2 protein-coding genes are annotated in these 17,941 nt (G+C 77.0%); both read right to left on the bottom strand.

What is annotated here, in order from left to right:
• Positions 1-19: 19 nt before the first annotated feature.
• On the bottom strand, positions 20-10,321 hold the full coding sequence (locus tag ACLQ2W_RS21055; RefSeq protein ID WP_425787886.1) for a type I polyketide synthase: 10,302 nt from the start codon (positions 10,319-10,321) through the stop codon (positions 20-22).
• 298 nt (positions 10,322-10,619) lie between these two features.
• Positions 10,620-17,941 (bottom strand): SDR family oxidoreductase (locus ACLQ2W_RS21050; RefSeq protein ID WP_425787885.1); only part of this gene is annotated, 7,322 nt, incomplete at its 5' end.

The following is a 17,941-nucleotide window of genomic DNA, read 5'->3' as shown; positions in this document are numbered from 1 at the left end:
ATCAGAGGTCCGGGGCATCTCAGGCGGTTCCGAGTTCGTCGTCGAGGAGGTGGAACAGTTCCTCGGCGCTGGCGGAGCTGAGGTTGCCGTCACCCGCGGCGGGGTCGTCGGCGCCGCCGTCGGCGTACGTCCAGAGCGACAGCAGTTCGCGCAGCCGGACGGCGACGGCGGCGCGGTCGGTGTCGTCGTCGGCGATGGCACGCATCGCGGTCTCCAGCTTGTTCAGCTCGCCGAGCACGGTCAGCGCGGAGGTGCTCCGCTCGGCGAGCAGCGCGCCGCGCAGGTGCGTGACCATCGCGGCGGTGGTGGGCCGGTCGTAGATCAGCGTGGACGGCAGACGCAGCCCGGTGGCGGCGCTGAGCCGGTTGCGGAACTCGACCGCGGTCAGCGAGTCGAAGCCCAGCTCGACGAAGCCCTTCTCCTCGTCCACGTCGCGGATCGAGGCGTAGCCGAGCACCGCCGCCGCGTGCGTACGGACCAGGTCGGAGAGCACCCGGTCGCGGTCCGCCTCGGCGGTGGCCGCGAGCGTGTCGCGCAGCGCCGCCGCCGCGTCGCCGGCCGGGGCCGCGGCCGGTCCGGCGCCGGCGGTGGTACGGACCAGGCCGTGCAGCAGCCGGGGCAGCGCCGGGCCGAGCCGGCCGAGCACCGCGTGGTCCAGGCTGACCGGTGCGATCGCCGGTTCGTCGTGGCGCAGTCCCTCGCTGAACAGCGCCATGCCCTCGTCCGGGCCGAGCGGCCGGAAGCCGGCCCGGCTCATCCGCTGCTCGTCGACGTGGCCCTGCGGGCCGCCGGGCTCGGCCGGGTTGGCCCACGGCCCCCAGGCCATGGACGTGACGGCGAGGCCGCGCGCCCGGCGGTGGTGGGCGAGCCCGTCGAGGAAGGCGTTCGCGGCAGCGTGGTTGGCCTGGCCGGGCCCGCCGAACAGGCCGGCGGAGGAGGAGAACAGCACGAACGCGGCGAGGTCCAGCTTCTCGGTCAGCTCGTGCAGGTGCCAGGCGGCGTCCACCTTGGGCGTGAGGACGGTGTCGAACCGGGCCGGCGTGAGCGCGGGCAGCACGCCGTCGTCGAGGATGCCGGCGGCGTGCACCACGCCGACCAGCGGCCGGTCGGCGGGGATCTCGTCGAGCAGCACGGCGAGCGCGTCCCGGTCGCTGACGTCGACGGCGACGACCTGCGCGGCGGCGCCGAGCGCGGTCAGCTCGGCGACCAGGTCGGCCGCGCCGGGCGCGTCCGGGCCGCTGCGGCTGGCCAGCAGCAGGCGCGGCACGCCGTGCCGGGTGACCAGGTGCCGGGCGACGAGGCGGCCGAGCGCGCCGGTGGCGCCGGTGACCAGCACGGTGCCGGCGGACAGCTCCGGTTCGGGCCGCTCCGGCGGCGGGCCGAGGCGAACCAGCCGGGGTACCCGGATCTGGCCGGCGCGCAGCGCGAGCTGCGGTTCGCCGGTGCCGAGCGCGGCCGGCAGCGCCACCGGGGAACGGGGGTCGTCGTCGAGGTCGAGCAGCACGAACCGGCCCGGGTTCTCGGACTGCGCGGAGCGGATCAGGCCCCACGCGGCGGCGGCCGGCAGGTCGGTCGGGCGGTCGCCGGACTCGGCGCGGACCGCGTTGCGGGTGACCACGACCAGCGGGATGTCGGCGAGCGGTTCGCGGGTGAGCCAGTCCTGCGCCAGCGCCAGCGTCTCGTGGGTGAGCAGGTGCGCGGCACGGGCCGGGTCGGGTTCGTCGGCGCGCTGCCCGGTGACGGTGGCGACGACCGCGTCGGGCCGGGCCGCGCCGCCGGTCACGGCCGCGACCAGCCCGTCCAGGTCCGGGTACGCCTCGACGCCGGGCCACTCGTCGGCGTCGCCGAGCACGGCGAGGCGGGACGGCCGGCGGTCGCCCGGTTCGGGGCTGATCCAGTCGAGGCGGTGCAGGGACCGGGCGGCCGCGCGGCGGGCGGTGTCGAGCTGGTCGGCGCTGATCGGGCGCAGCACGAGCGCGTCGAGGGAGGCGACCGGCACGCCGCCGGTGTCGGTGACGGTGGCGGCGACCGCGCCGTCGGTGGGGGTGAGCCGGACCCGCAGTTCCCGGGCCCGGGTGGGCTGGATCGCGAGCCCGGTCCAGGAGAACGGCAACCCGGGCGCCGCGGTCGGCGTGGTCGCGGCGTCTCCGGCCGGCGCGGTCGTGGTGGCGCGGTGCAGCGCGTCGGCGCCGATGGTGTGCAGCGCGGCGTCTAGCAGCGCCGGGTGCAGCGTGAACGGGTCGGCGGGGGCGTCGGTGTCGAGTGCCACCTCGGCGAGGAGGTCGTCGCCGCTGCGCCAGGCGGCGCGCAGCGCCTGGAACGTCGGGCCGTAGCCGTAGCCCTGCGTGGTGAGGTGCGGGTAGAGCGCGTCGAGGGGGATCGGTTCGGCGTCGGCGGGCGGCCAGGCACCGCCGGCGGCGACGGTGACCGGGCGGGTGGGGGCGAGCAGGCCGGTGGCGTGCCGCTGCCAGGTGCGGCCGGCGCCCGGGGTGTCGTCGTCGAGGTGGGAGTGGATGGTGACCGGCCGGCAGCCGTCGTCGTCGACGGCGCCGACGCGGACCCGCAGGTCGACGCCGCCGGTGGGCGGGACGACGAGCGGCGCTTCCAGGACCAGTTCGGTGACGTGGGCGGTGTCGACGGCGCGTCCGCTCCAGGACGCCAGCTCGACCACTGCGGTGCCGGGGAGCAGGACGGTGCCGAGCACGGCGTGGTCGGCCAGCCAGGGGTGGGTGGCCAGGGTGAGCCGGCCGGTGAACAGCAGGCCCTCGTCGCCGGGCAGGTCGGCCACGGCGTGCAGCAGCGGGTGGTCGACCGCGTCGAGGCCGGCGGCGGGCAGCCCGACCGGTCCGGAGCCGCCGCGCGCCAGCCAGTACCGGTCCCGCGCGAACGGGTAGGTGGGCAGGTCGACGGTGTCGGTTCGGGTGAGGACGGCGCTCAGGTCGACGGGCAGGCCGACGGTGTGGGCGGTGGCCAGGCTGGTCAGCAGCCGGGTCGGGTCGTCGTCACCACGGCGCAGGGTGGACAGGGTGTGGCCGGTGGTGTCGGCCTCGTCGAGGATCGCCGTCACCGGCATGGTCAACACCGGATGCGCCGACACTTCCACGAACGTGGTGTGCCCGGCGGCGAGCGCGGTGCGTACCGCCTGCTCGAAGCGCACCGGCTGCCGCAGGTTCGTGTACCAGTAGCCGCCGTCCATGCTCTCCGGAACGGCCCAGTCCCCGGTCACCGTCGACACCATCCGGACCTGACCCGGCTGCGGCGACAGGCCGGCCAGGTCGGTCAGCATCCGCTCGCGGATCTGCTCCACGCCCGGGTTGTGCGAGGCGTAGTTGAACGGCACCGGCTTCGCCCGCACCCCCTCGGCCTGCCACCGCTGGCGCAACTCGGCAAGAGTCTCGGGCGGCCCGGACACCACCACGTGACCGGGACCGTTGAGCACCGCCACCACCGTGCCGGGCACGCCCTCGATCCGCGCCTCCACCTCATCGGCGGGCAGATCCACCGCCAACATCCCGCCGGAACCCGCGAGAGTGGCCAGCGACCGCGCCCGCAGAATGACGGCCTTCGCCGCGTCGTCGAGCGACAACACCCCGGCCACACAGGCGGCGGCCATCTCGCCCTGCGAATGCCCGATCACCAACGACGGCTCAACCCCGGCAGCCCGCCACACCTCCGCGAGAGACACACCCACCGCGAACAGGACCGGTTGCAGGATCTCCACCCGGTCGAGCCAGGCGTCGTCGTCACCGGTCAGCACCGACACCAGGTCCACGTCCAGGAACGGCGCGAACGCCCGCTGACACTCCGCCAACCGCGCGTCGAACGGCGCACACCGGCCCACCAGACCGGCCACCATCCGCACCGACTGACCACCCTGACCCGGAAACACGAACACCGGACCCGGACCGTGATCGACGCTGGCGCCGGTCACGACATTCGCCGCCGGCGCACCGGAGGCGAGGGCGTCCAGGCCGGCCAGCAGGTCGTCGCGGTCGGCGCCCACGATCGCGGCGCGCTGGTCGAGCGCGGCGCGGGTGGTCGCGAGGGACCAGGCCACCGCCGCGGGCGGCTGGTCCGGGTGTGCGCGGACGTGCCGGGCGAGGCGTTCCGCCTGGCTGGTCAGTGCGGCGGTCGAGCGGGCGGACAGCGGCCAGAGCACCGCGTCGGTCCGGACCAGCCCCGACGCGGGCGCGTCTGGTTGCCCGGTGACCACGTGCGCGTCGGGCGCCTCGATGACCACGTGGGCGTTGGTGCCGGAGATACCGAACGACGACACCGCCGCCCGACGCGGCCGGTCCACGACCGGCCAGGGACGCGCCGACGTGACGAGGTCCACCGCGCCGGCCGACCAGTCGATGTGCGGCGACGGCTCGTCCACGTGCAGCGTGGCCGGCACGGTCGCATGGCGCATCGCGAGGATCATCTTGATCACGCCGGCGACGCCGGCGGCGGCCTGCGCGTGCCCCATGTTCGACTTGATCGAGCCGAGCAGCAGCGGCTGCTCGCGGTCCTGCCCGTACGTGGCCAGCAGCGCCTGCGCCTCGATCGGGTCACCCAGCGTGGTGCCGGTGCCGTGCGCCTCCACCACATCCACGTCCGACGTGGACAGACCCGCGTCCGCCAACGCCGCCCGGATGACCCGCTGCTGCGACGGGCCGTTCGGCGCGGTCAGCCCGTTCGACGCGCCGTCGGAGTTGACGGCCGAGCCGCGGACCAGCGCGAGCACCCGGTGGCCGTGCTGGCGGGCGTCGGAGAGCCGTTCCACGAGCAGCATGCCGACACCCTCGGACCAGCCGGTGCCGTCGGCGGCGGCGGCGAACGACTTGCACCGCCCGTCGCCGGCCAGCCCGCCCTGGCGGGAGAACTCGGCGAACGTGTCCGGGGTGGCCATCACGGCGACGCCGCCGGCCAGCGCCAGGTCGCACTCGCCCCGGCGCAGCGACTCCCCGGCCAGGTGCAGCGCGACAAGCGACGACGAGCAGGCGGTGTCCACGGTGACGGCCGGCCCTTCCAGGCCGAGCGTGTACGCGACCCGCCCGGAGATGACGCTGTGCGCCCCACCGGTCATCAGGTAGCCCTCGGTGCCCTCCGGCACCTCGGTCAGCCCGGTGCCGTAGCCGGAGGTGGACGCGCCGACGAACACCCCGGTACGGCTGCCGGACAGGCCGGTCGGGTCCACGCCGGCCCGTTCCAGCACCTCCCAGGCGGCCTCCAGGGTGAGCCGCTGCTGCGGATCCATGGCGAGCGCCTCGCGGGGCGAGATGCCGAAGAACGCCGGGTCGAAGCCGGTCGCCTCGGGCAGGAACCCGCCGGCCGGCGTGTAGCCGCTGTCCGGCGCCGGCACCGCCCAGCCCCGGTCGGTGGGGAAGCCGCCGATCGCGTCGACGCCGTCGGCGACGAGGCGCCACAGCTCCTCCGGGCCGTCCACGCCGCCCGGGTAACGGCAGGCCATGCCGACCACTGCGATCGGCTCGTCCGTGCCGGCGGTGACGGTCGGCGCGGCCGGCGCGGTGGCGTCCGCGCCGAACGCGGTGACCCGCAGGTGCCGGGCCAGCTCGGCCGGGGTGGGATGGTCGAAGACCAGCGTGGACGGCAGCCGCAGGCCGGTGGCCTCGTTCAGCCGGGTCCGCAGGTCCACCGCGGTCAGCGAGTCGAAGCCGAGGTCCTTGAACGGTCGGCCGCGCAGGTCGTCGGCGGTGGCGTGGCCGAGGACCCGGGCGGTCTGCTCGTCGACCAGCCGCAGCAGCTCCCGCTCCTGCTCGGCCTCGGGCCGGCCGGCCAGGTGGCGCAGCGCCTCGGTGACGCCGGCCGGTGCGGCGGCGTCCCGGGCCGCCTCGGCCTCGGCCAACGCGCGGACCTGCGGCAGGTCGGACAGCAGCGGGCTGGGCCGGGTGAGCGTGAACGCCGGGTGGAAGCGGCTCCAGTCGACGTCGGCGACCGTGACGCCGGCGGTGGGCCGGTCCAGCGCCCGGTCCAGCGCCACCAGGGCCCGCGCCGGGTCGATGGTGGGCAGGCCCATCCGGTGCAGCTGCTCGGTGGCGGTGTTCTTCGCGGCCATGCCGTCGGCGCCGCCCCACGCGGTCCACGCGACGGCGGTGGCGGTGAGCCCTCGGTCGCGGCGGTGCACGGCGAGCGCGTCGAGTAGCGAGTTGCCCGCGCCGTACGCGCACTGGCCGGCGCTGCCCCAGGTGCCGGAGACGGAGGAGAAGAGCAGGAACGCGGCCAGCGGCCGGTCAGCGAGGCACTCGTCGAGGTGCAGCGCGCCGAGCACCTTGCCGGCGACGACGTGCGCGAACTCGTCGAGCGTGGTGCCGGTCAGCGGGGTGAGCTGGTCGGTGCCGGCGGCGTGCACCACCGCGGTCAGGTCGGGCAGCGAGTCGAGCAGCGCGGCGACCGCCGTACGGTCGGTCATGTCGCAGGCGGCGGCGGTGACCCGGCCGTCGGCGCCGTGCTCGGCGAGCAGCGGGGCCAGGCCGGGGGTGTCGGCGCCGCGCCGGCCGGCCAGCACGACCCGCCGGGCGCCGCGCTCCAGCAGCCAGCGGGTGACGTGTCCGCCGAGCGCGCCGGTGCCGCCGGTGACCAGGACGGTCGCGTCGGTCCAGCGGTCGCCGGTCGGCTGCTCCGGCGCGGGGGCGGGGACGAGCCGCCGGCCCCAGACGCCACCGGCGCGGACCGCGACCTGGTCCTCGCCGCTGCCGCCGGCGAGCACGGCGGCGAGGCGGCGGCGGACCGCGTCGTCGGGCGTGGCCGGCAGGTCGATCAGGCCGCCCCACCGGTGCGGCTGTTCCACGGCGGCGGCCCGGCCGAGGCCCCAGACCAGGTTCTGCACCGGGTCGGTGAGCCGATCGGCGGGTCCGGCCTTGACCGCGCCGCTGGTCAGGCACCAGACGGGCGCGGGAAGGTCGAGGTCGGTCAGCGCCTGGAGCAGCACCAGCGTGGTGGCGGCGGCGACGCTGACGCCGGGGTGCTCGGGCAGCAGCCGGTCCTGGCCGGCGACCAGGTGCAGCACGCCGGCCACCGGCGCGTCACCGAGCGCGGCGCGCAGCCGGGCGGCGAGCGCCGGGCGGTCCAGGTCGTCGGCGCCGAGGCGCAGCACTGTCGCGTCGTCGACGAGCGCGGGCAGGTCGTCGGCCCAGCCGGGAGCGGTGCCGCCCTTCTGGTCGCGACTGCGGGGCTCCGCTGCGCTGCTCTCCTCGCGCTCCCGGGCGTCCGCGGGCAGCAGCACCAGCCAGCGGCCCGTCGGCCGGTCCCCCTCGGCGACCGCTACCGGTTGCCACCGCACCTGGTACGACCAGCCGTCCACCACGGACCGGTCGTGCCGGCCGCGACGCCAGGCGGAGAGCACCGGCAGCGCGGGTCGCAGCGTCTCCACCGGGTCGGGGCCGGCGGCGGCGCCGAGCTGGTCGCGCAGCGCGTCGACGTCGGCGCGTTCCACGGCGGCCCAGAACTCGGCGTCCGCGCCGCTTTCCTCGACGGCGGGCGCGGCGGCCGGTGGCTCGGGCCAGAACCGCTGGCGGTGGAACGCGTACCCGGGCAGCCGGACCCGGTGCGGGTCGGTCCCGGCGAACAGCGCCCGCCAGCCGACCGGGACGCCGGCGACGTGCAGTTCGGCGAGCGCGGTGAGCAGTGCCTCCGGTTCCGGGCGGTCGCGGCGCAGCAGCGCCACGGCGGTGGCGTCCGGGCCGGTCAGCTCCCGGGTCAGCGCGGTCAGCACGCCGCTCGGCCCGACCTCCAGGAACGTGCCGGCGCCGAGCGCGCGCAGCCGGGTCACGCCGTCGGCGAAGCGGACCGTCTCCCGGACGTGCCGCACCCAGTACGCGGGGGTGCGGATCTCGTCCGGGTCGACCGGCTCGCCGGTCAGGTTGGACACGATCGGCAGCGTCGGCGCGTGCCGCTCCAGCCGTTCGACCACGGCGGCGAACGCGGCGAGCATCGGCTCCATCAGCGGGCTGTGGAACGCGTGGCTGACGGTGAGGCGCTTGGTGCGTACGCCCTGGGTGGCGGCGCGGCGCTCGACGTCGGCGATCGCGTCGGCGGCGCCGGAGACCACGACGGCGGCGGGTCCGTTGACGGCGGCGACGCCGATCGGCCCGTCGAGGTCGGTGAGGAGCGCCTCGACGTCGGCGGGCGCGGCGGCCACGGAGAGCATCGCGCCGCCGGCCGGCAGCTCCTGCATGAGCCGGCCGCGCGCGGCGACCAGCGTGGCGGCGTCGGCGAGGCTGAACACGCCGGCCACGTGCGCGGCGACCACCTCGCCGATGGAGTGGCCGGCGAGCAGGTCCGGCCGTACGCCCCAGGAGTCCAGCAGCCGGCACAGCGCCACCTCGACGGCGAAGAGCGCGGCCTGGGTGTACTCGGTCCGGTCGAGCAGCGCGGCGTCGGCGGTGCCGGGTTCGGCGGCGAGGATCGGCCCGAGCGGGCGGGGCAGGTGCCTGTCGAGTTCGCGGCAGACCTCGGTGAGCGCGTCGGCGTAGGCGGGGAACGCGGCGGCCAGTTCCCGGCCCATCCCGGCGCGCTGCGCGCCCTGCCCGCTGAACAGGAACGCCACCTGCCCGCCGCGCGGGCCGGTGCCGGTGACCAGGCCGGACGCGGTGTCACCGGCGGCCAGGGCACGCAGCGCGTCGCGCAGCGCGTCGCGGTCCGGCGCGAGGACCACGGCCCGGTGGTCGAGCGCGCCCCGGGTGGTGACCGACGACCAGCCGATGTCGGTGACGGGGGCGTCGTCGGTGGCGAGCCAGTCGGCCCAGCGGGCGGCCTGGGCGGCCAGTCCGGCGGCGTCGCGCGCGGAGAGCAGCACCGGCACCAGGCCGGCGGCCACCACCGGCGCGGGGCCGGTCACCAGTGCGACGTCCGTGGAGGTGGCGGCGGCGTGCGGCGTGGCGGCGGCGGGCTCGGGGTCCGGGGTCGCCGGGGTGGCGGTGGCCGGTGCCGGCGGCGGTGGGGCCTCCTCGACGATCACGTGGGCGTTGGTGCCGCTCATCCCGAACGAGGAGACACCGGCCCGGCGGGGCTGCTCCCCCGGCGGCCAGGGCAGCGGCTCGCTCAGCAGCGACACCGCGCCGGCGGACCAGTCGACGTGCGGGGTGGGCGCGTCCACGTGCAGCGTGGCCGGCAGCCGGTCGTGCCGCAGCGCCATGACCATCTTGATCACACCGGCGACGCCGGCGGCGGCCTGGGTGTGGCCGATGTTCGACTTCACCGACCCGAGCCGCAGCGGCCGGTCGGCCGGCCGGCCCTGCCCGTACGTGGCGAGCAGCGCGGTGGCCTCGATCGGGTCACCGAGGTTGGTGCCGGTGCCGTGCGCCTCCACGGCGTCGACCTGCTCCGGGGCGAGCCGGGCGCTGGCCAGCGCCTGGAGCACCACCCGCTGCTGGGACGGGCCGTTGGGGGCGGTGAGCCCGTTGGACGCGCCGTCCTGGTTGACCGCGCTGCCCCGGATCACGGCGAGGACGGGATGGCCGTTGCGGCGGGCGTCGGAGAGCCGCTCCAGCAGCAGCACGCCGACGCCCTCGCCCCAGGCGGTCCCGTCGGCGGCGGCGGCGAACGCCTTGACCCGGCCGTCGGCGGCCAGCCCGCGCTGGCGGCTGAACCCGACGAACGCGGCCGGGGTGGACATGACGGTGGCGCCACCGGCGAGCGCGAGCGTGCACTCGCCCTGGCGCAGCGCCTGGCCGGCGAGGTGCATCGCGACAAGCGACGACGAACACGCGGTGTCGACGGAGACGGCCGGTCCCTCGATGCCCAGCACGTACGAGATGCGGCCGGAGACGACGCTGGCGGCGGTGCCGGTGAGCACGTACCCCTCGACGCCGGGCGGGGGTGTCTGGAGCAGCGCCGCGTAGTCCTGGCCGGTGGTGCTGGCGAACACGCCGACCTGGTGGCCGCGCAGCGTCGCCGGGTCGATGCCGGCGTGCTCGAACGCCTCCCACGACGTCTCCAGCAGCAGCCGCTGCTGCGGGTCCATGCCCAGCGCCTCGCGGGGTGAGATGCCGAAGAAGCCGGCGTCGAACTCGGTGGCCGAGTCCAGGAAGCCGCCCTCACCGACGTAGGAGGTGCCGGGGTGGTCGGGGTCCGGGTGGATGAGCCGCTCCAGGTCCCAGCCACGGTCGGTGGGGAACGCCGAGACCGCGTCGGTGCCGCTGTCGACCAACCGCCACAGGTCCTCCGGGGAGCGCACCCCGCCGGGGAACCGGCAGCCGATGCCGACGACGGCGATGGGCTCGCGGTTCGCGGCCTCCAGCTCGCCGAGCTTCCGCCGCGTCTGGTGCAGGTCGGCGGTCATCCATTTCAGATATTCCCGGAGGGTGTCCTCAGTCGCCATCAGCGCCACCTTTTCGGGCCGGAACAACAGGCGACCCAATACCGTTCGGCGCGATCACGAATTGCGTTGACCGGCGCCCACCAGGTCTCACTTACGGTGAGGAAGGTAATTGCCTGGCCAGACGCGTCACAACCCCTAGCCCGCCCCTAGGGTCGCCCCTAGCAGGGACGCCGCCGCGAGGTGCGCAGGCTGGGCCGGTACGCCGCCGCGACCGACCCGGCCGGACCGGTCGCGGCGGCGTCCGCAAAGCCTCCGCGACCGGCGGGGCCGGGGCGCCCACAATGGTGCGCGAATTCGTTCAGAATTCGCCGCCCGGCCCGCCCAGCTCGCGGTGGATGAAATCGAACAGTTCGGCGTCGCTGGCCGCGTCGAGCGTGTCGGTCACCGGCGCCTCCGGCGTGCCCGCGCGCTCGTCGCCCCAGCGGGCGATGAACGCCTGCATCTGCACCAGCAGCTTCTGCCGGGTCAGCGGGTCCGGCGTGCCGGCGGTGAACAGGTCGTCCACCTTCTCCAGTTCGGCGAGCAGGCCGGTGGTGGCGGCGGCGCCGTCGGGCGCCAGCAGCGTCCGCAGGTGCCGGGCGAGCGCCAGCGGGGTCGGATAGTCGAAGACCACACTGCCCGGCAGCGTGGCCCCGGTCGCGGCGCGCAGCCGGTTCCGCAGCTCGACCGCGGTCATCGAGTCGAATCCGACCTCGCGGAACGCCCGGCCGGGGCCGAGGTCGGCGGCGTCCGGGAGACCGAGCACCGCCGCGGCCTGGCCGGCGACGAGGTCGACCAGGATCGCGTCCCGTTCCGCGTCACCGAGCGGACGGAGCCGTTCCCGCAGCGCCGCCGCGGCGGCGTCGTCCGCGGGCTGCTCGGCGTGCAGGCCGTGCAGCGCCTCGGCGGCCTCGGGCAGGTCGGCGAGGAGCGGCCGGTCCCGGACCGCCGCGACGGCCGGCACGAACCGGTCCCACCGCACGTCGGCGACGACCAGTCGGTCACCGTCGACGACCGCCTGACGGAGCGCGGCGACGGCCAACTCCGGGTCCATGCCGGGCAGACCGCTGCGGCCCAGGTGGGCCAGGTCGGTGTCGGTGAGGCCGTCCGCCCAGGGCCCGAACGCCACCGACGTCACCGGCAGCCCGGCGTGCTGCCAACCGGCGGCGAGGACGTGCAGCAGCGCGTCGCCGGCCGCCTGCCCGTAGCGCCCGCCGGAGCCCCACACGCCGGAGGTGGACGAGCAGACCACCAGCGCGCCGAGCGCGCGCTGTTCCACCTCGTCGGCGTACCGGGGCAGGTCACCGACGGTGGCGGTCAGGTCGGCGGCGAGGTCGGCCAGGGTGAGGTCGACAAGTGGCGCGGTGCCGGTGTCGGCCGGCACGTGCACCAGCCCGGTCACCGGCCGCCCGTCGGCGGCGAGCTGCGCCATCCGGTCGGCCAGCTTGCCGCCGGCCGTCTCGTCCAGCGGCACCACCGACGCGCCGGCCCGGTCGAGCCAGGCGGTGGTGTGCCGGGCGACCGGTCCGGCGCCGCCGGTGAGCAGGACGCTGCCCTGCGGCGTCCAGCCGCCGCCCGTACCCGTGCCCGGGCCGGTGGCCCGGACCAGCCGGCGGACCAGTGGACCGGACCCGCGCACCGCGACCTGGTCCTCCCCCTCCCGGTTGGTCAGCGCGGCCAGCAGCCCGGCGGCGGCGTCGGCGGTCACCGTGCCGGGCAGGTCGACGAGCCCGCCGACGTGCCGGGGGTGTTCCAGCGCGGCGGCCAGACCGAGGCCCCAGGTGGTGGCCTGCCACGGCCGGGTGGCGGGTTCGTCGTCGGTGGCGGCGGCCCCGGCGGTGGCGAGCCACAGCGGTGCGCCGCCGTCGCGGGCGACGTGCGCCTGGAGCAGCAGCAGGTTGGCCGCGAGCCCGGCCGGCAGGGCGTCCTGCCCGGGGTGCGGGGCCTCGTCGAGCGCGAGCAGCGACAGCAGCGCGGTGGGCCGGTGGTCGGCCTCGGCCCGGGCCAGGGCGTCGGCGAGGCCGTCCCGGTCCACGGTGGCCGGGTCGACGGTGAGCAGCCGTACGTCGGCGCCGCCGGCCCGCAGCGCGTCGGCGACCGTGTCGGCGGTTTCGCGGGGCGGCGCGACAAGCAGCCAGCGGCCCGGCTCGCCGCCGGTCAACGGGCGCCGGTGCCAGGTGACCCGGTAGCGCCAGCCGGCCAGCACGCCGTCCTGGCGGCGCCGGCGTCGCCACGCGTCGAGCTGTGGCAGCACGTCGCGCAGCGGCTGCCCGGTGTCGATGCCGAGCCGGTCGAGGTCGCCGTCGCCGACCGCCCGCCAGAACTCGCCGTCGTCCGCCGCCGCGCCGCCGACCGGGGTGGTCAGCGTGGGCCAGTACCGCTGCGGCTGGAACGCGTACGTGGGCAGCTCGGGCAGGTCCCGGGCGGCGGGGCGGGGGCCGGCCAGCGGCGTCAGCAACGCCGGCCAGTGCGGGTCCCGCCCGGCCGCGTAGCCGGTGGCGACCGCGGTGAGCAGGCTGGTGACCTCCGGTACGCCGGCGCGCAGCGCGGCGACCGCGGAGGTGTCGTCGGGCAGCAGGTCGGCGTTCATCGGGGTCAGCACCGCGGCGGGCCCGAGTTCCAGGAACGTGTCCACGCCGGTGTCCCGCAGCGCGGCGATCCCGTCGGCGTACCGGACCGCCTCGCGTACGTGCCGTACCCAGTAGTCAGGCGTCCGCAGGTCGTCGCCCGCGGCGAGCGCGCCGGTCAGGTTGGACACCACCGGCAGCAGCGGCGCGGCGAAGCTCAACCCGTCGAGCACGGTCCGGAACTCGGCCAGCATCGGCGCCATCAGCGGGCTGTGGAACGCGTGGCTCACGGTGAGCCGGCGGGTGCGGACACCCCGGTCCCGCCAGGCGCGCTCGATCTCGTCCAGCGCGTCGGTCGGGCCGGACACCACCACCGACGACGGGCCGTTGACCGCCGCGATCCCGACCTCCGGGTGCCCGGCGACCGACGCGGCCACCTCGGCCTCGGGGGCGGCGACCGCCAGCATCCCGCCGCCGGCCGGCAGCGCCTGCATGAGCCGGCCGCGCGCGGCGACGAGCGTGCACGCGTCGGTCAGGGACAGCACACCCGCCACGTGGGCGGCGACGATCTCGCCGACCGAGTGGCCACCGACGGCGTCCGGCACGATCCCGAACGACTCGACGAGGCGGAACAGCGCCACCTCGACGGCGAACAGGCCGGCCTGGGTGAACCGGGTCTGGTCCAGCAGGTCACCGGCGTCGAACAGCACCGGCTTGAGCGGCTGCGGCAGCAGCGGGTCGAGGTGCGCGCACACCTCGTCCAGCGCGGCGGCGAACTCCGGGAACGCCGCGTACAGCTCCCGGCCCGTGCCGGCGCGTTGCGCGCCCTGCCCGGAGAAGAGGATCGCGGTCCGGCCGGTCCGTGCGGGCGCGGCCGGGACGAGCGCCGGGTGGGTGTCGCCGGCGGCGAGCGCGGTCAGCGCGGCCAGCCGGGTCGCCGGGTCGGCGGCGACCACGACGGCCCGGTGGGCCAGGTGCGCCCGGCCCTCCACCAGCGCCCACGCGGTCGTGCCCGGGTGGGCCGCGACCAGCGGGTCGGTCGGGTCGGCGAGCCGCCGGGCCAGCCGGTCGGCCTGGTCCCGCAGGCCGGCGCTGGTCGCGGCGCTGACCGGCCACGGCAGCGCCACGTCCACCCGCTCCGGCCCGGTGTCGCCGGTGGCGTGGCCCGCCGCCACGGTGGCGGGGCGGTCGTCGACCGGTTCCGTGCCGTCGGCGGCGCCGGTGGTCGGCGCCTCCTCCAGGATCACGTGGGCGTTGGTGCCGCTGATGCCGAACGACGAGACGCCGGCCCGGCGCGGCGCGTCACCGGGCGTCCACGGGCGGGCCTCGGTGAGCAGCGCCAGCGGGCCGGACGCCCAGTCCACGTGCGGGGTGGGCGCGTCGACGTGCAGCGTGGCCGGGAGCGTCGCGTGGCGCAGCGCCAGCACCATCTTGATCAGGCTGGCCGCGCCGGCGGCGGCCTGGGTGTGGCCCAGGTTCGACTTGACCGAGCCGAGCCAGAGCGGCCGGTCGGCCGGCCGGCCCGGCCCGTACGCGGCGGCGAGCGCCTGCGCCTCGATCGGGTCGCCGAGCGTGGTGCCGGTGCCGTGCGCCTCGATCGCGTCGATGTCGGCCGGGGCCAGACCGGCGTTGGCCAGGGCGGCCCGGATGACGCGCTGCTGGGCCGGCCCGTTCGGGGCGGTCAGTCCGTTGGACGCGCCGTCCTGGTTGACCGCGCTGCCGCGGACCACGGCGAGGATCCGCCGGCCGTCGCGTTCGGCGTCGGAGAGACGTTGCAGCAGCAGCACGCCGACGCCCTCGCCCCAGCCGGTGCCGTCCGCGGCGGCGGCGAACGCCTTGACCCGGCCGTCCTCGGCGAGCCCACGCTGCCGGGAGAACTCCAGGAACGCGCCGGGCGTGGACATCACGGTGACGCCGCCGGCCAGGGCCAGGTCGCACTCGCCGGAGCGCAGCGCCTGCGCGGCCAGGTGCAGCGCCACCAGCGACGACGAGCAGGCCGTGTCGACGGTGACGGCGGGTCCGTGCAGGCCGAACGCGTACGCCAGCCGGCCGGAGACCACTGACGCGCCGTTGCCGGTGGCCTGGTAGCCCTCCACCTCGGACCGGGCGCCGAGCAGCAACGTGGCGTAGTCCTGCCCGTTGGTGCCCATGAACACGCCGGTGGCGGAGCCGCGTACCCGCTGCGGGTCCAGGCCGGCGTGCTCGAACGCCTCCCAGGTGGTGTGCAGCAGCAGCCGCTGCTGCGGGTCCATGGCGAGCGCCTCGCGCGGGTTGATGCCGAAGAACGCGGCGTCGAAGCCGGCCACGTCGGCCAGGAAGCCGCCGCTGCGGGTGTAGCTGGTGCCGACGCGTTCCGGGTCGCTGTCGAACAGCCCGTCGAGGTCCCAGCCCCGGTCGGTGGGCATCGGCGTGACCGCGTCCCCGCCGTCGGCGAGCAGCCGCCACAGTTCCTGCGGGGAGGACACCCCGCCGGGGAAGCGGCAGGCCATCGAGACGATGGCGATCGGTTCGTCGGCGGCCGGCCGGATCACCCGGGCGGCCTCGGCCGGGGCGTCCGCGCCGGCCACCATCTCGGTACGCAGGAAGCGCGCCAGCTCGGCCGCCGACGGGTGGTCGAAGACCACTGTCGAGGGCAGCGTGGCGCCGGTGGCCCGGCCCAGCCGGTCGCGCAGTTGCACGGCGGCCAGCGAGTCGAAGCCGAGTTCGCGGAACGCCCGACCGGCGGGCACCTGGTCGGTGGAGGTGTGCCCGAGCACCGCGGCGGCCTCGGCGCGTACCAGGTCGAGCAGGAGCGTCTCCTGCCCGGCGGCCGGCAGCGTGGCCAGCCGGGCGCGGAGGCCGCCGTCGGCGGTTTCCGGCTGCGTCCGGTCGACGGCGACGGCCGGGGCGACCCGGTCGAACAGGTGGCTGGGCCGCGCCGCGGTGTACGCGGCGACGAACCGGGACCAGTCCACGCCGGCGATCACCGGGGCCGGCTCGGCGGCGTTGACCCAGCGGCCCAGCGCGGCGACGGCGGCGGCGGGCGGCAGCGGGTCGAGTCCGCGCCGGCGCAGCCCGTCCGCGGTCTCGCCGGCGGCCATGCCGTCGGCGGCCCACGGCCCGTAGGCGAGCGCGGTGGCCGGCCGGCCGGCGGCGCGGCGGGCCGCGACCAGCGCGTCGAGCAGGGCGTTGCCGGCGGCGTAGCCGGCCTGCCCGCCGCCGCCCCACACGCCGGCGACGGAGGAGAACACCACGAACGCGTCCAGGTCGCGGCCCTGGCAGGCGGCGTCCAGGTGGATCGCGCCGAGCGCCTTGCCGGACAGGGTGCCGGCCAGGGCGTCGGTGGTCAGGTCGGTCACGGCGGCGGGGTCGCCGGCGACGCCGGCGGTGTGCACGACGGCGGTCAGTTCCGGCAGGTCGTCGACCAGGTCGGTGACGGCGACCGGGTCGCTGACGTCGCAGGCGACCACCCGTACCGCGCCGAGCGTGGCGGCCAGGTCGGCGGCGCCCGGGGCGTCCGGGCCGCGCCGGGAGGCCAGCACCACCTCGTCGGCGCCGTTGGCCAGCAGCCATCGGGCGACGTGCCGGCCGAGTGCGCCGGTGCCGCCGGTGACCAGCACGGTGCCGCGCGGCTGCCAGCCGCCGCCGGCCGGTGGCGCCGCCGGGAGGAGGCGTCGGGCGAGGACGCCGGTGCGGCGTACGGCCACCTGGTCGTGGCCGCCGTCGGCGAGCACCGCGACGAGCGCGGCGCGGGTGGTGCGGTCGGCGCGGCCGGGCAGGTCGATCAGGCCGCCCCACCGGTCGGGCCGTTCCAGCGCCACGACCCGGCCGAGGCCCCAGGCGGCTGCGGCGCGGACGTCGCCACCCCGGTCACCGGGGGTCACGGGCAGCGCGGCCCGGCTGAGCGCCCACACCCGGCCGGGCAGGCCGGTGTCGGTGAGCGCCTGGACGAGCGTGAGCAGCGCGGCGGTGCCGGTCGGGACGGCCGGCTGGTCGGGGGTCGGCCGGTCCTGGCGGGGCAGGACGCAGAGCACGCCGGTCCAGCCCTGGTCGCTGAGCCGCCGCAGCCGCTCCCCCAGCTCGGGCCGGTCGATGCCGGCGGGGACGGTGAGCGTGTCCACCTGGGCGCCGGCCGCGGCGAGCGTCTTCGCGACGCCCGCGTCGGCGCCGCCGCCGACGGTGGTGACCAGCCACCGGCCGGTCAGTCCGGACGCGGCGGCGGGGCGCACCGGCTCCCACCCGATCCGGTACGCCGAGCCGGTGCCCCGGGTCCGCGCCCGACGCCAGTCGGCCAGGACCGGCAGCGCGGCGCTGAGCGCGTCGGCGGCGGTGTCGTCGCCGAGGTGCGCGGCGAGCGCGGCCGGGTCGCCGTGCTCGACGGCGGCCCAGAACTCGGCGTCCGGCCCGTCGGTCCGGGCGGGCGTGTCGGGCCAGAACCGTTGCCGTTGGAACGCGTACGTGGGCAGGTCGACGCGGGTCGCGCCGGTGCCGGCGAACCAGGGCGTCCAGTCGACGGGCACCCCGTGCACGTGCAGTTCGGCAAGCGCGGCCAGCAGCGCGTCCCGCTCGTCGCGGTCGTGGCGGTGGGCGGCGACCGCCCGTACGCCGTCGGTCTGGTCGGGGATCAGCGCGGTGAGCACACTGCGCGGGCCGATCTCCAGGAACGTGTCCGTTCCGGCGTCGCGCAGCGCGGTCACGCCGTCGGCGAACCGCACCGCCTCCCGCACGTGCCGCACCCAGTAGTCCGGCGTGCGCAGGTCGTCGCCCGCCGCCAGCGCGCCTGTCACGTTGGACACGACCGGCAGCAGCGGCGCGGCGAACGTCAACCCGTCGAGGACCGAGCGGAACTCGGCCAGCATGGGTTCCATCAGCGGGCTGTGGAACGCGTGGCTGACGGTCAGCCGCCGGGTGCGTACGCCGCGCTCCTGCCAGTGGCGCGTGAGCGCGTCGAGCGCGTCGAGCGGTCCCGACACCACGACCGCCGTCGGTCCGTTGACCGCCGCGATCCCGACCTCCGGGTGGTCCGCGATCGACGCGGCCACCTCGGCCTCGGGGGCGGCGACCGCCAGCATCCCGCCACCGGCCGGCAACGCCT

The organism is Micromonospora sp. DT227 (assembly GCF_049841835.1).
Taxonomy (GTDB): Bacteria; Actinomycetota; Actinomycetes; order Mycobacteriales; family Micromonosporaceae; genus Micromonospora.
The sequence above is the reverse complement of the archived record's forward strand: the minus strand, read 5'-3'. Positions and strand labels throughout refer to the sequence as shown.

What these genes read in the sequence shown, in the direction of transcription:
- ACLQ2W_RS21055 (WP_425787886.1), bottom strand. Translation starts at nt 10,321, where the DNA reads ATGGCGACTGAGGACACCCTCCGGGAATATCTGAAATGGATGACCGCC.